Origin of the sequence: Pseudomonas sp. NPDC089428, assembly GCF_044749325.1 — a bacterium.
Lineage (GTDB): Bacteria > Pseudomonadota > Gammaproteobacteria > Pseudomonadales > Pseudomonadaceae > Aquipseudomonas.
This window is the reverse complement of record NZ_JBIVHT010000004.1, coordinates 13,928-32,540: the sequence shown is the minus strand read 5'-3', so window position 1 is coordinate 32,540 and position 18,613 is coordinate 13,928. Positions and strand designations below refer to the sequence as shown.

The 18,613-nt window shown below is 64.8% G+C and carries 17 protein-coding genes; 13 read left to right on the top strand and 4 right to left on the bottom strand.

Translation table 11 applies throughout. The features are described from left to right. Positions 1-78 precede the first annotated feature (78 nt). From ACIPZ5_RS09025 to dctM, 8 genes are all read left to right on the top strand, one after another. Positions 79-918, top strand: coding sequence for a MaoC family dehydratase N-terminal domain-containing protein (locus ACIPZ5_RS09025; RefSeq protein WP_400807912.1), 840 nt, complete (start codon positions 79-81; stop codon positions 916-918). Positions 919-939: 21 nt separating this feature from the next. Then, positions 940-2,103: an acyl-CoA dehydrogenase family protein gene (locus ACIPZ5_RS09020; protein ID WP_261940404.1), complete on the top strand. Its 1,164-nt coding sequence runs from the start codon at positions 940-942 to the stop codon at positions 2,101-2,103. Positions 2,104-2,113: 10 nt separating this feature from the next. Continuing rightward, positions 2,114-3,463, top strand: coding sequence for an MmgE/PrpD family protein (locus ACIPZ5_RS09015; protein WP_400807909.1), 1,350 nt, complete (start codon positions 2,114-2,116; stop codon positions 3,461-3,463). An 18-nt stretch (positions 3,464-3,481) separates the two neighbouring features. Continuing rightward, on the top strand, positions 3,482-4,681 hold the full coding sequence (locus tag ACIPZ5_RS09010) for a CaiB/BaiF CoA-transferase family protein (protein WP_261940406.1): 1,200 nt from the start codon (positions 3,482-3,484) through the stop codon (positions 4,679-4,681). Then, complete coding sequence (locus ACIPZ5_RS09005; protein ID WP_261940407.1) at positions 4,678-5,496, top strand: CoA ester lyase; 819 nt, start codon at positions 4,678-4,680, stop codon at positions 5,494-5,496. The genes ACIPZ5_RS09010 and ACIPZ5_RS09005 overlap by 4 nt, the downstream gene beginning before the upstream one ends. Before the next feature lie 225 nt (positions 5,497-5,721). Next, positions 5,722-6,720, top strand: a complete 999-nt coding sequence (locus tag ACIPZ5_RS09000) for a TRAP transporter substrate-binding protein (RefSeq protein ID WP_400807906.1) — start codon at positions 5,722-5,724, stop codon at positions 6,718-6,720. Positions 6,721-6,791: 71 nt separating this feature from the next. Then, entirely contained in the window at positions 6,792-7,424 is a 633-nt protein-coding gene (locus ACIPZ5_RS08995; protein WP_261940409.1) for a TRAP transporter small permease, read from the top strand. After that, a complete protein-coding gene (gene dctM, locus ACIPZ5_RS08990; RefSeq protein ID WP_400807903.1) occupies positions 7,424-8,707 on the top strand; it encodes a C4-dicarboxylate TRAP transporter large permease protein DctM in 1,284 nt (427 codons plus the stop codon). The genes ACIPZ5_RS08995 and dctM overlap by 1 nt, the downstream gene beginning before the upstream one ends. A gap of 217 nt (positions 8,708-8,924) precedes the next feature. On the opposite strand, the gene ACIPZ5_RS08985 is transcribed toward dctM, so the two are convergent. The 3 genes from ACIPZ5_RS08985 to pobA form a co-directional block, all read right to left on the bottom strand. Further along, the gene (locus ACIPZ5_RS08985) at positions 8,925-9,806 is read right to left on the bottom strand and encodes a LysR substrate-binding domain-containing protein (RefSeq protein WP_261940411.1); all 882 of its coding nucleotides are present in this window, start codon (positions 9,804-9,806) and stop codon (positions 8,925-8,927) included. Positions 9,807-9,876: 70 nt separating this feature from the next. After that, complete coding sequence (gene ggt, locus ACIPZ5_RS08980; protein WP_400807901.1) at positions 9,877-11,679, bottom strand: gamma-glutamyltransferase; 1,803 nt, start codon at positions 11,677-11,679, stop codon at positions 9,877-9,879. 299 nt (positions 11,680-11,978) lie between these two features. Further along, the gene (pobA, locus tag ACIPZ5_RS08975) at positions 11,979-13,166 is read right to left on the bottom strand and encodes a 4-hydroxybenzoate 3-monooxygenase (RefSeq protein ID WP_261940413.1); all 1,188 of its coding nucleotides are present in this window, start codon (positions 13,164-13,166) and stop codon (positions 11,979-11,981) included. 129 nt (positions 13,167-13,295) lie between these two features. Here pobA and ACIPZ5_RS08970 point away from each other — a divergent pair, with 129 nt between their 5' ends. From ACIPZ5_RS08970 to ACIPZ5_RS08960, 3 genes are all read left to right on the top strand, one after another. Then, entirely contained in the window at positions 13,296-14,174 is an 879-nt protein-coding gene (locus ACIPZ5_RS08970; protein ID WP_400807898.1) for a helix-turn-helix domain-containing protein, read from the top strand. Between the two features lie 130 nt (positions 14,175-14,304). Beyond that, positions 14,305-14,703 carry a MerR family DNA-binding transcriptional regulator gene (locus tag ACIPZ5_RS08965; protein WP_027920364.1) on the top strand — a complete coding sequence of 133 codons (399 nt, stop codon included), beginning with the start codon at positions 14,305-14,307 and terminating at the stop codon, positions 14,701-14,703. Positions 14,704-14,717: 14 nt separating this feature from the next. Further along, positions 14,718-15,617, top strand: coding sequence for a hydroxymethylglutaryl-CoA lyase (locus tag ACIPZ5_RS08960; RefSeq protein ID WP_400807895.1), 900 nt, complete (start codon positions 14,718-14,720; stop codon positions 15,615-15,617). 532 nt (positions 15,618-16,149) lie between these two features. On the opposite strand, the gene ACIPZ5_RS08955 is transcribed toward ACIPZ5_RS08960, so the two are convergent. Beyond that, the gene (locus ACIPZ5_RS08955) at positions 16,150-16,668 is read right to left on the bottom strand and encodes an MgtC/SapB family protein (RefSeq protein WP_261940416.1); all 519 of its coding nucleotides are present in this window, start codon (positions 16,666-16,668) and stop codon (positions 16,150-16,152) included. A 196-nt stretch (positions 16,669-16,864) separates the two neighbouring features. Between ACIPZ5_RS08955 and ACIPZ5_RS08950 the strand changes: the two genes are divergently transcribed. Together ACIPZ5_RS08950 and ccoG are read left to right on the top strand one after the other, a co-directional pair. Then, positions 16,865-17,104: a DUF3203 family protein gene (locus ACIPZ5_RS08950; RefSeq protein WP_054887438.1), complete on the top strand. Its 240-nt coding sequence runs from the start codon at positions 16,865-16,867 to the stop codon at positions 17,102-17,104. 122 nt (positions 17,105-17,226) lie between these two features. Next, positions 17,227-18,597, top strand: a complete 1,371-nt coding sequence (gene ccoG, locus ACIPZ5_RS08945; protein ID WP_400807890.1) for a cytochrome c oxidase accessory protein CcoG — start codon at positions 17,227-17,229, stop codon at positions 18,595-18,597. Positions 18,598-18,613 lie beyond the last annotated feature (16 nt).

The following is an 18,613-nucleotide window of genomic DNA, read 5'->3' as shown; positions in this document are numbered from 1 at the left end:
TTACACAAATGCAAATTCACAGAATGCCGGGTGCCTCGCATGATCGGCCCATAACAACAAATGCAGAGGCCCATGGTTATGACTGCTTCCCCCCCGCCCATCGACTACAGCGCCTGGATCGGCCGCAGCGAAGAGGCCGTCGATGAGCTCAGCCGCAACCTCATCAAGCGCATCGCCGCCACCTTTGGTGAAACTGCACCCGCCGTCGGCCAACCGCTGCCACCGCTGTGGATGTGGTGCTTCTTTCAGGAGCCGCTGGCCGAAGCGCAGCTTGGCGCGGACGGCCACCCGGCACGCGGCGGTTTTCTGCCGCCGGCCGACAACCGCAACCGCATGTGGGCCGGCGGCCGGGTCGCGTTCATCGCCCCGCTCAAGGTCGGCGCCGAGGCCCATCGCCTGTCGACCATCCTGCACATCGAGGAGAAGCACGGCCGTACCGGCGCCTTGCTGTTCGTCACCGTGCGCCACGACTACTCGCAGCACGGCCAGCTGTGCGTGCGTGAAGAACAGGACATCGTCTACCGCGAGCCCAACCCGCCCAAGCTCGACAGCGCTCCGGCCGAGGCACCGGCCGACTGGCGCGAGGCGGTGACCCCCACGCCGACCCTGCTGTTCCGCTACTCCGCCGTGACCTTCAATGGCCACCGCATCCACTACGACTTCCCCTACGTCAGCGACACCGAGGGCTACGCCGGCCTGGTGGTGCACGGCCCGATGATCGCCACCTTGAACCTGCGTGCGTTCATCCGCGCCAACCCCGGCAAGCACGTGCGCCACTTTGCCTACCGCGGCGTGCGCCCGCTGACCGTGCCAACCCCGTTCGAAGTGGCCGGGCGCATCAGCGCACCGGGCCAGGCCCAGCTGTGGGCCGGCAATGCCGACGGCGTGGCGCAGAGCGCCGACGTGCTTTTCGACTGATACCAGACAGGGAACACCCGCATGCATACGTACGACAGCGATGACCTCAATGCCATCCGCGAAGGCGTGCGCGCCTTGTGCGCCGAGTTCGACGCCAGCTACTGGCGCAAGATCGATGAACAGAAAGGCTTCCCGCAAGCCTTCGTCAAGGCCATGACCGACGCCGGCTGGCTGTCGGCGATGATCCCCGAAGCGTATGGCGGCTCTGGCCTGGGCCTGGCCGAGGCCTCGGTGATCCTCGAGCAAGTGAACGCCTGCGGCGGCAACTCCGGCACCGTGCACGGGCAGATGTACAACATGTTCACCCTGCTGCGCCACGGCAGCGAGGAGCAAAAGCGCCACTACCTGCCCAAGCTTGCCAGCGGCGAACTGCGCCTGCAGTCGATGGGCGTGACCGAGCCCACCACCGGCACCGACACCACCAAGATCAAGACCACCGCCGTGCGCCAGGGCGATAAATACCTGATCAATGGCCAGAAGGTATGGATCTCGCGCATCCAGCACTCGGACCTGATGATCCTGCTGGCGCGCACCACGCCCTTGCCAGAGGTGAAGAAAAAGTCCGAAGGCATGTCGATCTTCCTGGTCGACCTGCGCGAAGCCATCGGCAACGGCCTGACCGTGCAGCCGATCGCCAACATGGTCAACCACGAGACCAACGAGCTGTTCTTCGACAACCTCGAACTACCGGCCAGCAGCCTGATCGGCGAGGAAGGCAAAGGCTTCAAGTACATCCTCGACGGCCTCAATGCCGAGCGCACACTGATCGCCGCCGAGTGCATCGGCGATGGCCGCTGGTTCATCGAAAAGGCCAGCGCCTATGCCCGTGACCGCGTGGTGTTTGGCCGCCCGATCGGGCAGAACCAAGGCGTGCAGTTCCCCATCGCCGAGGCCCATATCGAGCTCGAGGCCGCCGACCTGATGCGCTGGCGCGCCTGTGCCGAGTACGACAGCGGGCAAAACGCCGGGGCCAGCGCCAACATGGCCAAGTACCTGGCGGCCAAGGCCTCGTGGGAAGCGGCCAATGCCTGCCTGCAGACCCACGGTGGCTTCGGCTTTGCCTGCGAATACGACGTCGAGCGCAAGTTCCGTGAAACCCGCCTGTACCAGGTGGCGCCGATCTCCACCAACCTGATCCTGTCCTACGTGGCCGAGCACCTGCTCGAGCTGCCGCGCAGCTTCTGAGGGCCTGAACATGCAGCATACCCAAGCCCTGGCGGCCTTCCTCGCCGACCTGCATTACGCACAGGTCCCAGGCCCCGTGCTGGACCGCACCGAAGACCTGTTCCTCGACTGGCTCGGCTCGGCCCTGGCCAGCCAGGGCGCGCACCCGATCCCGCTGTTCGAGCGCTATGCCGCGCGCATGGGCCCCGCTCAAGGCAGCGCTCGCGTGCTGACCAGTGGGCGTACCTCGTCACCCTACTTCGCCGCGCTGGTCAATGGCGCGGCCTCGCACCTGGTCGAACAGGACGACCTGCACAACAGCTCGGTGCTGCACCCGGCCACGGTGGTGTTCTCCGCCGTGCTGGCAGCGGCACAGGACCTTGGCAAGTCCGGCCAGGACCTGTTGCTGGCCGCCGTCGCCGGGTACGAAGCGGGCATCCGCATCGGTGAATTCCTTGGCCGTTCGCACTATCGCATCTTCCATACCACTGCCACCGTCGGCACCCTCGCTGCCGCCGTGGGCGTCGGCAAGCTGCTGGGCTTCGACAAGGAGCAGTTCATCAACCTGCTCGGCAGCGCTGGCACCCAGGCCGCCGGGCTCTGGGAATTCCTGCGCGATGCCGCAGATTCCAAACAGCTGCACACGGCCAAGGCGGCGGCTGATGGCCTGCTCGCCGCCTACCTGACCGCCGACGGCCTGACCGGCGCACGCAATATCCTCGAAGGCGACCAGGGGCTGGCCGCCGGGATGTCCAGCGATGCCGACCCGGCGCGCCTGAGCGACCGTTTGGGTACACGCTGGGCGCTGGTGGAAACCTCGTTCAAGTACCACGCCTCATGTCGCCACACCCACCCCGCCGCCGACGCGTTGCTGCAACTGATGCAGCGCGAAGGCCTGAATCATGAGCAGATAGCCAAGGTGATCACCCGCGTGCACCAGGGCGCCATCGATGTGCTCGGCAGGGTCACCACGCCCACTACCGTGCACCAGGCCAAGTTCTCCATGGGCACCGTGCTCGGCCTGATCGCCGTGCATGGCAGCGCACAACTCATCGAATTCCGCGACCTGGCGTTGACCGACCCACGGGTCGCTGCCTTGCGCGACAAGGTGCAGATGCAACTGGACCCTGAAGTGGACGCCGCCTACCCGGCTCGCTGGCTGGGCCGGGTCGAGGTCACCTGCAACGACGGCCGCCGCTTCAGCGCCGCCATCGACGAGCCCAAGGGCGACCCCGGCAACACCCTCTCGCGCCCGGAGCTGGAAGCCAAGTTCCAGCGCCTGCTGGCCTATTCCGGCGCCCGCAGCCCGGCTCAGGGCCAGGCCCTGATCGAGCAGGTCTGGCAGTTGCGCGATGCGCGCTCGCTGGCCGCACTGCACTGATGATGAACAGGTGAACCCATGACGCAAACCGCACCCCGCCCGCTGGACGGCATCACCGTCGTCAGCCTGGAACATGCCATCGCCGCGCCCTTCTGCACCCGCCAGCTGGCCGACCTGGGCGCCCGCGTGATCAAGGTCGAACGGCCTGGCAGCGGCGACTTCGCCCGTGGCTACGACCAGCGTGTCGACGGCCTGGCCTCACACTTCGTGTGGACCAACCGCTCCAAGGAAAGCCTCACCCTCGACCTCAAGCAGCAGGCCGCCGACGGCATCCTCGATGCCCTGCTGGCCAAGGCCGACGTGCTGGTGCAAAACCTCGCACCCGGCGCAGCCGCACGCATGGGCCTGTCGTTCGAAAGCCTGCATCTGCGTTTCCCGCGGTTGATCGTCTGCGACATCTCAGGCTACGGCGCGGGCGGCCCTTATGAAAAGAAGAAGGCCTACGACCTGCTGATCCAGAGCGAGGGCGGCTTTCTCTCGGTGACCGGCGGCCCCGGTGACGAGGAAATGGCCAAGGCCGGCTGCTCGATCGCCGACATCGCCGCCGGCATGTATGCCTACACCGGTGTGCTGTCGGCGCTGCTGCTGCGCGACAAGACCGGCCTGGGCAGCCGCATCGATGTGTCGATGCTGGAGAGCCTGGTGGAGTGGATGGGCTACCCGATGTACTACGCCTACAACGGTGCACCGCCGCCACCGCGCGCCGGCGCCTCGCACTCGACCATCTACCCGTACGGGCCTTTCCCTACCGGGGGTGGCGGCACGATCATGCTAGGCCTGCAGAACGAACGGGAATGGGCGCTGTTCTGCGAGAAGGTGCTGCTCGACCCGGCGCTGGCCAGCGACGACCGCTTCAGCGCCAACTTCAAGCGCTCGGAAAACCGCGAGGTGCTGCGCCAGATCATCGTCGAACGCTTTGCCGCCTTGTCGCTCGACGAGGTGGTGGCGCGCCTGGACCACGCGCAGATCGCCAACGCCCGGGTCAACGACATGCACGGTGTGTGGCAGCACCCGCAGTTGCAAGCCCGCGACAGCTGGCGCGAAGTGGACAGCCCAGCCGGCAAGTTGCCTTCGCTGCTGCCGCCGGGGCGCAATGCCGCCTTCACCCCGCGCATGGGCGCCGTGCCGGCGCTGGGGCAGCACACCGAGGGCATCCTCGCGGAACTGGGCCTGAGCGCCGAACAGCGCGCCAGCCTGGCCGCAGGAGGCGTTGTATGAACGTGGTGCGCTCCGCCCTGTTCGTGCCTGGCAGCCGGCCCGAGCGATTCGCCAAGGCCCTGGCGGCAGGTGCCGATGTGGTGATCGTCGATTTCGAGGATGCCGTCGAGGAGGCGCTGAAGCAGCAGGCCCGCGACAACCTGGCGGCTTTTCTGCTGGCCACGCCACAAGCGTCGGTATGGGTGCGGGTCAACGCGCCGCAGCACCCGCAGCACGCCGCCGACCTGGCCTTTTGCGCGCAGCAGCCTGCGGTCGCCGGGCTGCTGTTGCCCAAGGTGGAGAACGCCGCCCAAGTGGCGGTCGCCTGGCACGCTGGGAAGCCGGTGTGGCCCATCATCGAGAGTGCCAAGGGCTTGCTGGCGCTGGCGCAGATTGCAGCGGCAGAAGGCGTCGAGCGCTTGTCGTTCGGCAGCCTCGACCTGGCGCTGGACCTGGGCTTGAACACAGAGAGCGAGGCGGCCCGGCAGTTTCTCGACCAGGCGCGCATGGCAGTGCAACTGCATTCACGGGGGGCCGACCTGCTGCCGCCGCTGGATGGCGTGTTCCCGGCCATCGCCGATGCCGAGGGGCTGCAGCGGGCCATGCGGCATGCCTACGACATGGGGTATGGCGGGGCGTTGTGCATTCATCCGCGGCAGGTGGCAGTGATACATGCAGCGCTGACGCCCAGTGCCGAAGAGCTGGCCTGGGCGCGGCGGGTGCTGGCGGCCAGTGAGGCGGCCAATGGCGCCGGGGCCTTCCAGCTCGAGGGGCAGATGGTCGATGCGCCGGTGGTGTTGCGGGCGCAGCGGTTGCTGGCTGGGCATCTCGGCTGAACATTCTGGCCTCTTCGCAGTTAAACCCGCTCCCACAGGGACCGCGCAGCACTCGAAAGCTAGGCAGTACCTGTGGGAGCGGGTTCACCCGCGAAGGGGCCGGTACAGGTGACAGTGTTAAGCAAACCCGAACGCTGGGTTACACAAATGCTGATTCTCCACACGCAGCCCGTTGGTCCATCTTTACCCCACTCCTCCTACAACAATAAATCAGAGGTGACACCGATGTTGAAGCTGACCCAGGCGCTGTTCTGCGCCGCCGCAGTGTCCATGGCCGGCCTGGCCCAGGCCGCCGACCCGATTGTCATCAAGTTCGCCCACGTGGTGGCCGACAGCACGCCCAAGGGCCAGGGCGCACTGATGTTCCAGAAACGGGTCGCCGCCGACCCGCAGCTCAAGGACAAGGTCAAGGTCGAGGTCTACCCCAACTCTTCGCTGTTCGGCGATGGCAAGGAAATGGAAGCCCTGCTGCTGGGTGACGTGCAGATGCTGGCGCCGTCACTGGCCAAGTTCGAGCACTACAACAAGCAGGTGCAGATCTTCGACCTGCCGTTCCTGTTCAACGACCTGGCCGCCGTCGACCGCTTCCAGCAAGGCCCGCAAGGCAAGGCGCTGCTGACTTCGATGGAAGACAAGGGCATCCGTGGCCTGGCCTACTGGCACAACGGCCTCAAGCAACTGTCGGCGAACAAGAAGGTGATCCTGCCCAAGGACGCCCGCGGCCTGAAGTTCCGCGTGCAGGCCTCCAGCGTGCTCGAAGAGCAGTTCAAGGCGATCCGCGCCAACCCGCGCAAGATGAGCTTCGCCGAGGTTTACCAAGGCCTGCAGACCGGCACCGTCAACGGCACCGAGAACACCTGGTCGAACTACGAGAGCCAGAAGGTCAACGAGGTGCAGCCGTTCTTTACCGAGACCAACCACGGCCTGATCGACTACATGGTGATCACCAATGCCAAGTTCTGGAACAGCCTGCCGCAAGATGTGCGCAGCGAGTTGCAGAAGATCATGGACGACGTCACCGTCGAGGTGAACAAGCAAGCCGAAGCCCTCAACCAGACCTCCCGGCAGAAGATCATCGACGCCAAGACCAGCGAGATCGACTCGCTGACCGCCGAGCAGCGCGCGCAATGGCGTGATGCCATGCGACCGGTGTGGGAGAAATTCTCCGACCAGATCGGCGCCGACCTGATCAAGGCCGCCGACGACGCCAACAAGGCCTCCTGATCCTTCATGCGCCCCTGCCCTGGCCACCCGCTCCACGGGTGGCCTGCCCTCTCTCTGTCTGGAGAATTCCTATGCAATCGCTCAGGCGTGTCTGGGAGCACTTCGAGGAAGGCATGATCGCCTTTCTCCTGGCGGCCATGACCTTGGTGACCTTCCTCTACGTGGCACTGAACAACCTCTACACGATGTTCTACACGCTCAGTGACCACTGGGCATTCGCCAGCGACCTGCTGCTGGGCATCGGCGACCACCTGATGGCCTATGCCCAGGACATGACCTGGAGCATCGCCCTGACCAAGGCAATGTTCGGCTGGCTGATCTTCTTCGGCATCGCGTACGGCGTGCGCACCGCCGGCCACCTCGGCGTCGACGTGCTGGTGCGGCGCACACGCAAGCCGGTGCAACGGCTGCTGGCGATGATCGCCTGCGCCTGCTGCCTGGCCTATGCCGGGCTGTTCCTGGTGGCGAGCATCAAGTGGGTCAGCGCGGTGCTGGTGGCCGGCATCGGCGCCGAAGACCTCGACCGCTATGGCATCAAGGTCGGCCATATCGCGCTGATCGTGCCGCTGGGCTTCGCCCTGGTGATCATCCGCTACCTGGAAATCCTCTACCGCCTGTTCACCCACCGCCAGTATGGCCTGGGCCTGGCCGACGAGGCCGCCGAAGCCAGCAAGCTGGCCAACCCCGGTGAGGAGCACCACTGATGACGGTTATCTGCCTGTTCCTGCTGCTGTTCGTGTTGATGTTCCTCGGTGTGCCGATCGCCATCTCCCTGGGTTTGTCGGGGGCGCTGTCGATCCTGATGTTCAGCCAGGATTCGCTGAGCTCGCTGGCGATCAAGCTGTTCGAGACCTCCGACAGCTACACCTTCCTGGCCATTCCGTTCTTCCTGCTGTCGGGCGCGTTCATGACCACCGGTGGCGTGGCCCAGCGCCTGATCGACTTCGCCAACGCCTGCGTCGGGCATATCCGTGGCGGCCTGGCCATTGCTGCGGTGCTGGCGTGCATGCTGTTCGCCGCGCTGTCGGGCTCGTCGCCGGCCACCGTCGCCGCCGTCGGCTCGATTGCCGTGGCCGGCATGGTGCGCTCAGGCTACCCACGCGAATTCGGCGCCGGGATCATCTGCAACGCCGGTACCCTGGGCATCCTGATCCCGCCGTCGATCGTCATGGTGGTGTACTCGGCGGCCACCGAGACCTCGGTCGGCAAGCTGTTCATGGCCGGCGTGGTGCCAGGGATCCTGCTCGGCGTGTTCCTGATGATCACCATCTACATCGTCGCCCGTATCAAGAAGCTGCCGGCCCAGCCACGGGCCAGCTTCGCCGAATGGCTGGGCACCGCCCGGCGTGCGTTCTGGGGCCTGTTGCTGCTGGTGATCATCCTCGGTGGCATCTACAGCGGCATGTTCACCCCCACCGAAGCGGCTGCCGTGGCGGCGGTGTACTCGGCGTTCATCGCGCTGTTCGTGTACAAGGACATGCGCCTGCGTGACTGCCCGAAAGTGCTGCTGGAGTCGGGCCGGCTGACCATCATGCTGCTGTTCATCATTGCCAACGCCATGCTCTTCGCCCATGTGCTGACCACCGAACAGATCCCCCAGCAGATCACCCAGTGGGTGATGTCCGAGGGGCTGACGCCGATCGGCTTCCTGATCATGGTCAACATCGTGCTGCTGGTGGCTGGCAGCTTCATGGAGCCGTCGGCGATCATCCTGATCTTGGCGCCGATCTTCTTCCCGATCGCCATGAAGCTGGGCATCGACCCCATTCACCTGGGCATCGTGATGGTGGTGAACATGGAGATCGGCCTGGTGCACCCTCCGGTGGGGCTGAACCTGTTCGTCACCTCGGCGGTGACCGGGCTGACCCTGGGACAGACGATCCGCGCGGCGTTGCCGTGGCTGTCGATCCTGCTGCTGTTCCTGGTACTGGTGACCTATGTGCCGTTCATTTCGCTGGCGTTGCCGGAGTGGCTCGGCATGCCTTGATCGCAAAGCCGCCACAGGATCATCACCAGTTTCCAGGCATGCGCTGTACCTGTGGAAGCCGCGCTTGCCGGCGATGGGCCGCAAAGCGGCCCCACGATTTCAAGGCTTTTGCATAAATTGCCGGGGCCGCTTTGCGGCCCATCGCCGGCAAGCGCGGCTCTCACAAGGATCGCGCCAGCTTTAAGAAATGGCGCAAGACAGTTGCCACAATAAACCGTTATATGCCTCCGCCCTCAAGCAACTGCGACATCACCCCGGCCAGGTCCTTGACCATCACATCCGCCGTCGGCTTGTGCACGATGACGATCTCGTAGCTGTCCACCTCCGGCAAGCCCTGCGCCTGCCCCAGCACCCGGTGCTCGCCGGTCGCCGCCCGGGGCGGCAACAGGCTGATGCCCATGCCGTCGGCCACCGCCGCCTGGATACCGCTCAGGCTGGAACTGGTGAAGCTGATGCGCCAGCGCCGGCCCATGCCTTCGATGGCACTGATCATGTCTTCGCGGTACAACCCACGCGGTGGGAAGGTCACCAACGGGATCGGGTCGAGCTCGAATGCTGGCATGCGCGCACTGTCGATCCACTGCAGGCGCTCGGGCCAGCAGGCTACGCCCTCGCGGCTGTTGCGCCGCTGTTTGAGCAGCACCAGGTCGAGCTCACCGTTGTCGTAGGCCTGGCTGAGGTCGCGGCACAGGCCGCTGGTGACTTCAAGCTTGACCTGCGGGTGCAGGCGGCTGAATGCCGACAGCGCATTGGTGGTGCGCCCGCCGACGAAGTCCTCGGGCACGCCCAGGCGCACGGTGACCCCGACCATGGCCCCGGCCAGGGCTTCGAGCATCTGGTCGTTCAGCGCCAGCATGTGCCGGGCGTAACCGAGCAGGGTCTGCCCGGCGTCGGTCGGCAGCACGTCGCGGTTGCCGCGCACCAGCAGGCGATGGCCGACCATGTCTTCGAGGCGGCGCACCTTCTGGCTGATGGTCGACTGGGTGGAGTGCAGGCGCGCGGCGGCCGTGGTGAAGCTGCCGCAATCGGCCACCACGACAATGGCGCGCAACAGGTCGAGGTCGAACAGGGCTCTATTCGATTTAACGCTGATGGACATCTTGGTATTCAACGCCTGAATGACAAGACTGACTTCTACCATGCGAACCCTGGCCCGGCAATGCGACGGGCTAGTCGCCGAGCGCCACCCCTTCGCGCCGTGGGTCGGCGCCACCGGCCCAACCCTCGGGGGTGCGCTGGATGATCTGCAAGCCACTGGTCATGGTCATTGGCGTGACCTCATGGCCCCAGGCAGCCAGCTGGCGCTTCAGCGCCGGGCTGACCAGCCCGGCCTCCACTTCGGTGCCGGCATTGCGGCTGCCGAAATTAGGCAGGTTGGCTGCCTGTTGCGGGTCGAGATGCCAGTCCAGCAGGCCGATCAACGCCTTGTTCACGTAGCCGATGATCTGCGAGCCACCGGGGGAGCCGAGGCTCGCCACCAGCTCGCCGGAGGCACGCGAAAACACCAGGGTTGGCGCCATCGCCGACAGCGGGCGTTTGCCCGGCTGCACCCGGTTGGCCACGGGCTTGCCGTTTTCCGCCGGCAGGAAAGAAAAGTCGGTCAGGTGGTTGTTCAGCAAAAAACCGCCGACCATCAGGTGCGAACCGAACGCCGATTCCACCGACGTGGTCATGGCCAGGGCCTGGCCGCTGTCGTCGATGGCTGACAGGTGCGAAGTGGAAATCCGCAGCGGCGAGCGGTCCGGCGCCAGCGCCAGGTTGGCACCCTGCGGGGTGCCCGGGCGGGCGTGCTTCATGCTGAACTCGCCGACTCGCTTGGCGCGCTCGGCGAGGTAGGCCGGCTCGAGCAACGCCTTGACCGGCACCGGCACGTAATCGCTGTCGGCGAGGTACAGGGCGCGGTCGGCGTAGGCCAGGCGCTCGGCTTCGGCCATCAGGTGCACGGCCTGCGGCGCGGGTTCGAGCCCTGCCACGGAGGGCACCTGGTGCGGCGGCAAGCGGGCCAGGTCACGTTGCGCCGAGGTGTGCTGCAGGGCGTCGAGAATACCCAGGGTCTGCAACACGGTCACCCCGCCGGACGACGGTGGCGGCATGCCGCAGATGTTCCAGGCCTTGTACGGGCCACAGACCGGTTCGCGCACCTTGGCCCGGTAACCCTGCAAATCCTCGAGTGACAACTGCCCGGCATTGGCGTGGTGACGCACTTCAGCCACCATGGCTTCGGCAATCTCGCCCTTGTAGAAAGCATCGACGCCCTGCTGCGCAATGCGTTCGAAGGTCTGTGCGAGCGCAGGGTTGCGCAGGGTCGTACCAACGGCCAGCGGCTCGCCACGCTCGTCCAGAAAGTAACGCGCCATGGTCGGCGAGCGGGCGATGAAAGGGTCACCCGCGACCAGCGTGTGCAGCCGTTCGGACACGGCGAACCCATTGCGCGCCAGGGCGATGGCCGGCGCGAACAGGTCCTTCCATGGCAGCTTGCCGTGCTGATCATGGGCCAGTTTCAGCGCCCGCAGCACGCCCGGCACCCCTACCGAGCGCCCGCCGATCTGCGCTGCGCGAAACGGCGTGGGCGATCCGTCTGCTTGCAGGAACAACCTTTCCGTCACCCCGGCCGGTGCGGCTTCGCGGCCGTCGAAGGCCTGCACGCGCTGGCCATCCCAGTAGAGAATGAAAGCGCCGCCGCCAATGCCGCTGGACTGCGGTTCGACCAGGGTCAGCACCATCTGCATGGCGATCGCCGCATCGATGGCGCTGCCACCGGCACGCAACATCGCCCGCCCGGCCTCGCTGGCCAACGGGTTGGCGGCCGCCACCATGTGCCGGCTGGCGTGCACCGGCTGCAGGGCGCTGCGGTAGCCGGACTCCAGCTCCGGTGGTGTGGGGAGTATCTGGTCGGCCCAGGTGCTGGCACTGGCGGTGACCAGGCACAGGGCGGTGATGAGGGTTTTCAGCAATGAAGGGGGGCGGGGCATTGGCTTGCGTCCTTTCGGGTGTTCGCCGAAAGATTTTCGGCGCCTGTGAGATCGAGCGCCGACCGCGCGGCGCATCGCGGATGAATCCGCTCCTGCATCTGTTGCAACGTGCCGAACATGTTACGCCATGGTTGCCAGCCCTGGCGCATGGCTCGAGCCCTGCACACGAGGCTGACAACCATGGCCTCGCAGGCATGGCCACGTTGCAACAGATGTAGGAGCGGATTCATCCGCGATGCGCCGCGCGGGCGGCGCTCGATCTCACAGGCGACAACCCCCTGTCGGCATACCCCTGCGCCTCAAGCCACCTCTTCGTAAGGCAACCCCACATAGTTCTCGGCAATGTTCACCAGCCCCGCCGGCGATGTCAGGAAGTACTCGCGGTCAGCCTCCTGCATCTTCTGGTCCCAGGCATCCTTGTGCTCGCCAAAGTCATGCAGCAGCTGAGTCATGAACCAGCTGAAACGCTCACCCTTCCAGACCCGGCGCAAGGCCAGCGGCGAGTACTGCTCCAGCAGATCGGTGCGCCCCTCGCGGTACACCTTGACCAGGATCCGATACAGGTAGTTGACGTCGGAGGCCGCCAGGTTCAAGCCCTTGGCACCGGTCGGCGGGACGATATGCGCGGCATCGCCGACCAGGAACAGGTGGCCGTACTGCATCGGCTCGACCACCAGGCTGCGCAGAGGTGCGATGCTCTTTTCCAGCGCAGGCCCGGTGACCAGCTGCTGCGCCACATCTTCGGGCAGGCGCGCCTTGAGCTCGTTCCAGAAACGCTCGTCGGACCAGTCTTCCACCCGTTCATCCAGCGGTACCTGCAGGTAATAGCGGCTGCGCGTCTGCGAGCGCTGGCTGCACAGCGAGAAACCACGCGCATGGTGGGCGTAGATCAGCTCGTGGTTGACCGGCGGGGTATCGGACAGCATGCCCAGCCAGCCGAACGGGTAGACCCGCTCGTACTCCTTGAGTACGCCTTCGGGGATGCTCTTGCGTGATACGCCGTGGAAGCCGTCGCAGCCGGCGATGTAGTCGCAGTCCAGGCGGTGGGCCTGGCCGTCCTTTTCAAAGGTCACGTAGGGCCGTTCGCCCTTGAGTTCGTGCGGCTGCACGTTGCTGGCGGAGTAGATGATCGGCGCACCGCTGGCTTCGCGGGCCTGCATCAGGTCACGGGTGACTTCGGTCTGGCCGTAGACCATCACCGTCTTGCCGCCGGTGAGGCCTTTCAGGTCCAGGCGCTGGCGACGCCCCGCGACCAGCAGCTCGACGCCTTCATGGACCAGCCCTTCACGGTCCATGCGCTCGGCGACGCCGGCTTCGCGCAGCAGGTCGACGGTGCCTTGTTCAAGCACCCCGGCGCGGATGCGGCCGAGTACGTATTCGGGGGTCTGGCGTTCGAGGATGACGGTGTCGATGCCCGCCTTGTGCAGCAACTGGCCGAGCAGCAGGCCGGACGGACCGGCGCCGATGATTGCAACCTGAGTGTTCATTGTTTTTATCTCGTTATTGGGTTTAGCCCTTGCATTTTTACTGGCAATAACCGCCAATTAGCTGTGATATCCAATGCAAAAAATGCACTTTTACAAAAACCGTTCGATTAACGGACAGATAATCACGACATGAGATCCACTCTTCCCGGCGTCCCGCTGTTCCAGTTATATGGCGAAAACCAGCACTGGCCCGGCACCGATCTGCTGCATTGCGAGTCGATCCCGGCACGCAGCCGCCTGCACCACTGGGAGATCAAGCCACACCAGCACGCCGAGCTGTTCCAGTTGCTGTATGTGCAGCGCGGCGAGGCCCAAGTGGAAATCGAGGGCGTGCGCAGCACCATTGGTGAGGCCGCCATACAGGTGGTGCCGCCGCTGACCGTGCACGGCTTTCGCTTCAGCGCCGATATCCAGGGCCATGTACTGACCTTCGGCACCGCGCTGGTGGCTGACCTCGAACAGCGTCTGGGCACGCCGCTGAGGGTGCTGGCGAAAGCGGCGTGTTACCCACTGGGCAAAGACCGCATGCATCTGCGCGGGCTGATCGAAACGCTGCAGCAGGAATACCAGGGCAACGCACCTGCGCGGGCGACCATGCTGGAAGCGCTGGTGACCGCGCTGATGGTGTGGATCAGCCGCCGCCAGCAACTGGGGCAGGCTCCGCGCAACCGGGACGAGCGTGACCGGCAGTTGCTCGGGCAGTACCTGCGGTTGGTCGAGGCGCACTATCGCGAACACCTTTCGGTAGAAGACTTCGCCGCACGCCTGAACATCCCCAGCCTGCAGCTCAACCAGCTGTGCCGGGCACTCAGCGGGCAGACCGCGCTGCAGGTGATCCACCAGCGCCTGCTGCTGGAAGCACGGCGCAACCTCATCTATACGCGCATGAGCATCGGCCAGCTGTCGGACAGCCTGGGCTTCAGCGACCCGACCTACTTCGCCCGCTTCTTCAAGCGCCTGAGCGGGCAGACGCCCAATGCTTACCGACGTGCGGTGCAGCCGGACTGATCTGTTTGGCTGCGCCGGCCCTTTCGCGGCGGTTCGACGCCTCGAAAGGGCCATCAGCAGCGCCACAGCTGCTTGACGTATACGTCAACCTGCCCTCAGGATACTGGCATACCCCACGCCGAGCCCTAGCATGAGCAGCCAGACCTACAGCATCTCAGACCTCTCCCGCGAACTGGACATCACCACCCGCGCCATCCGCTTCTACGAGGAACAGGGCCTGCTGAGCCCCGAGCGGCGTGGCCTGGAGCGCATCTATTCGGCCCGTGACAAGGTCAGCCTGAAGCTCATCCTGCGTGGCAAGCGCATCGGCTTCTCGCTGGCCGAATGCCGTGAGCTGATCGAGCTGTACGATCCCAGCAGCGGCAACCTCAAGCAGCTCCACAGCATGCTGGCGAAGATCGCCGAGCGCCGCGCCCAGCTTGAACAGCAGATGCTCGACATCCACCAGATGCAGCTGGAACTGGACACCGCCCAGGAGCGCTGCGAACAGGCCCTGGCCGCCACCCTGAACAACAAAGACAAACGCTGACAGGAACCCCCACCATGCCCATGCCCGCAACAGTCCGCCTGGTCGAAGTCGGCCCCCGCGACGGCCTGCAGAACGAAGCCCAGCCCATCAGCGTCGCCGACAAGGTGCGCCTGGTCGACGACCTGACTGAGGCCGGGCTGCGCTACATCGAGGTCGGCAGCTTCGTTTCACCCAAATGGGTGCCGCAGATGGCAGGTTCGGCCGACGTGTTCGCCGGCATCCAGCAGCGTGCCGGTGTTACCTATGCCGCACTGGCGCCCAACCTGCGTGGTTTCGAGGACGCCCTGGCGGCCGGGGTGAAGGAAGTGGCGGTGTTTGCCGCCGCGTCCGAAGCCTTCTCCCAGCGCAATATCAACTGCTCGATCAGCGAAAGCCTGCAGCGCTTCGAGCCGATCATGGAAGCCGCGCGCAGCCACGGCGTGCGGGTGCGCGGTTACGTTTCCTGTGTGCTGGGCTGCCCTTATGAAGGCAAGGTCAGCGCCGAGCAGGTAGCACCGGTAGCCAAGGCCCTGCACGAGATGGGTTGCTATGAGGTATCGCTGGGCGACACCATCGGCACCGGCACGGCCGGTGATACCCGTCGGCTGTTCGAGGTGGTGTCGGCCGTGGTACCGCGCGAGCAACTGGCCGGCCACTTCCACGACACCTATGGCCAGGCCCTGGCCAACGTCTATGCCAGCCTGCTCGAAGGCATCAGTGTGTTCGACAGCTCGGTCGCCGGCCTTGGCGGCTGCCCTTACGCCAAGGGCGCGACCGGCAACATCGCCACCGAGGACGTGCTGTACCTGCTGCAGGGGCTGGGCATCGAGACCGGCATCGACCTCGACCGGCTGATCGCCGCCGGGCAGCGCATCAGCGCTGTGCTGGGCCGGGCCAACGGTTCGCGGGTGGCACGTGCACGCAGTGCACAATGAGTTTCATGCAGGTGTCACATGAGTGTGGGTGAGTGTTACCTCCCCCACAGCTTCCAGCAAAAAATCGGGTAACAGGGAAACAAATCGACAGAATTTCAGGCCACCCGATTTTGCCATCATCAGTCAAACCCTTGATTTTAAAGGATTTTCAAAAGTTGGCACGGCACCTGCTATATGTTTGGTACAACAACAAGAAAAACGCGACAACCAATAAAAACAACATGTAACGGCTCTGACATAACAAGAACAACACGGCAGAGGCGCAGCAAGCAGATTTTTTTGGAGTCGACAGGCTTTTCAGGGGTTCGCCCCGCGGACTGACACAGAACAATAAAACTACCTGTAGGTAGCGGCAGTCAGGCTCGGATCCACCGGATGAAAGCAGGTCAGCGCTCAAAAAAATACGTTTGCTCTTGACCCCGGATGGGGGTCGCACGCGACACCAAGGCTAGCCTACAAAAACAATAAAAGGCCGGCCTCAATAATAAAAAAAGAGCAGGCAACAACGCTTTGAGGGGAGCTTCGGCTCCCCTCAGTGCTTCCTGCCCTCCTCCTCTTTCTGCTTCTCCTCGTCCTGCCTTTCGACCTTCTCCACCAGCAGCGGCATCGTGCCCAACACCAGTAGCGCCAGCACCGTGCTGATCAGTGCCGTGGCTTCTCGCCCCATGCCTGCAGCGGTACCGATGGCAGCGGTCATCCACAGCCCCGCAGCGGTGGTCAGGCCTTTTACATGGCTGGTGTCCTGGCCGTTACCCTTGAGGATGGTGCCCGCACCGAGAAAGCCGATACCAGCGACGATACCCTGGGTCACACGGCTCAGGGCTTGTTGATCGGCACCGGCCATGCTCGGTGCCAGCACGAACAATGCCGCGCCCAGGGACACCAGCATGTGTGTGCGAACCCCGGCGGACTTGCCTTTGTGTTCGCGCTCGAAACCCAGCACGGCGCCCAGCACCGCAGCCATCAGCAGGCGTACGAGAATCTGGATGACCTCGCGTTCATTGGTGATGTCGGCGAATTCGGCCTGGATGGTTTGCCAGATGATTTCCATGAATCAGGTTCCGTGCTGAAGAGATGCTCTGCCTGCACCGGCCTCTTCGCGGGCTTGCCCGCGAAGAGGCCGGTGCAGACACCTCAAAAGGTTGACCCTCGTACGAGCAGCAAAGTGCCCACCCGGCACGCCGATGCAGCAACCTCCCTGCACCTGTGGTCACAACCTGTAACCACCGCCCCCGGAGGACACCACCATGCCCATCGAAGTCGAAGAAAGCACTCAACGCTGCACCCTGATCGGCGACAAGCTGCGCATCGAAGGCAAAGGCCCGGAAATCGAGATCGTCACCGATGAACAGCTGCGCATGTCCGTGGCCATCCTCGCTGGCGAGCGCTTCCCGATCACCGAAGCCGAAGCCGACGCGCTGACTGTGGCAGGTGCGGTGGATAGCCGCAGGCACCTCAAGGCCAGCACACCAGGCTCGGTGATCTAAGGCTTGCGACACAATTGGAAGCAATCTGATATGGTTTTTATCGTCTGACCTGAGCCTGTGCTGAAAACAGTTCGGGGGTCATAGTGCTCGTGCCTGATCGAGGCCAGAAGAGCACCGACGCCATGACCGACCGTATCCATGCCCTCCAGATTGCCGCCAATGGCATCCACACCCGCAGCTTCAGTGGCCTGTACCGCACGCTGCGCATCGCCTTTGCGGGCGCGCTGTTCGTGCTGTTCTTCGGCACCGCCTGGCTTGACTGGAACGGTCGCCAGGCGGTGCTCTGGGACCTGGCCGACAGCAAGTTCCACATCTTTGGCGCAACCTTCTGGCCGCAGGACTTCATCCTGCTCTCGGCGCTGCTGATCATCTGTGCCTTCGGCCTGTTCGCCATCACCGTCTATGCAGGCCGGGTATGGTGCGGTTACAGCTGCCCGCAAAGCACCTGGACCTGGCTGTTCATGTGGTGCGAAAAGGTCACCGAAGGCGACCGCAACCAGCGCATCAAGCTGGCCGCCGCGCCGTGGAGCCTGAACAAACTGGGCCGGCGCACGCTCAAGCACAGCCTGTGGCTCGCCATCGGCGTGCTCACCGGGCTGACCTTCGTCGGTTACTTCACGCCGATCCGCCCACTGGCCCATGAACTGTTCACCCTGCAACTGGGTGGCGCGGCACTGTTCTGGGTGCTGTTCTTCACCGCCGCCACCTATATCAATGCCGGCTGGCTGCGCGAGGCGGTGTGCCTGCACATGTGCCCCTATGCGCGCTTTCAGAGCGTGATGTTCGACAAGGACACCCTGGCCGTGGCCTACGACCCGCACCGCGGTGAGTCCCGCGGCCCGCGCAAGAAAGGCAGCGATGCCCGCGCCCAGGGCCTGGGTGACTGCATCGACTGCACCCTGTGCGTGCAGGTCTGCCCCACCGGCATCGATATCCGCGACGGCCTGCAGATGGCCTGCATCGGTTGTGCGGCCTGTATCGATGCCTGCGACAACGTCATGGACAAGATGGGTTACCCACGCGGCCTGATCGGCTACAAGTCCGAGCACAGCCTGCAAGGCGGCACCACCCATTGGCTGCGCCCGCGCCTGCTGGGCTACGTCGCTGCCCTGGTGCTGATGGTCGGCGCCCTGGTGGCCGCCCTGCAGTTGCGCCCGATGGTGTCGCTGGACATGATCAAGGACCGTGGCCTGTTCCGCGAGAACGCCCAAGGTCAGATCGAGAACATCTACCTGCTCAAGGTCATCAACAAGACCACACAGCCCCAGCGTTACCGCCTGCGCCTGCTCGATGCCGAGGGCTTCGAACTGCACGGCAACACCGAGTTCAGTATCCCGGCCGGAGAAATGAGCGAGCTGCCGGTTTCGGTGGCGATGCTGGCCGCGCGCCCGGCCAGCAGCTCACAGGAACTGGCCTTCGAAATCCGCGACAGCGACCAGCCTGCCGTGCGCAGCGTGGCGCGCAGCCGCTTCGTGGCGCCACTGAACCGCTGATCCCTTACACTGACTG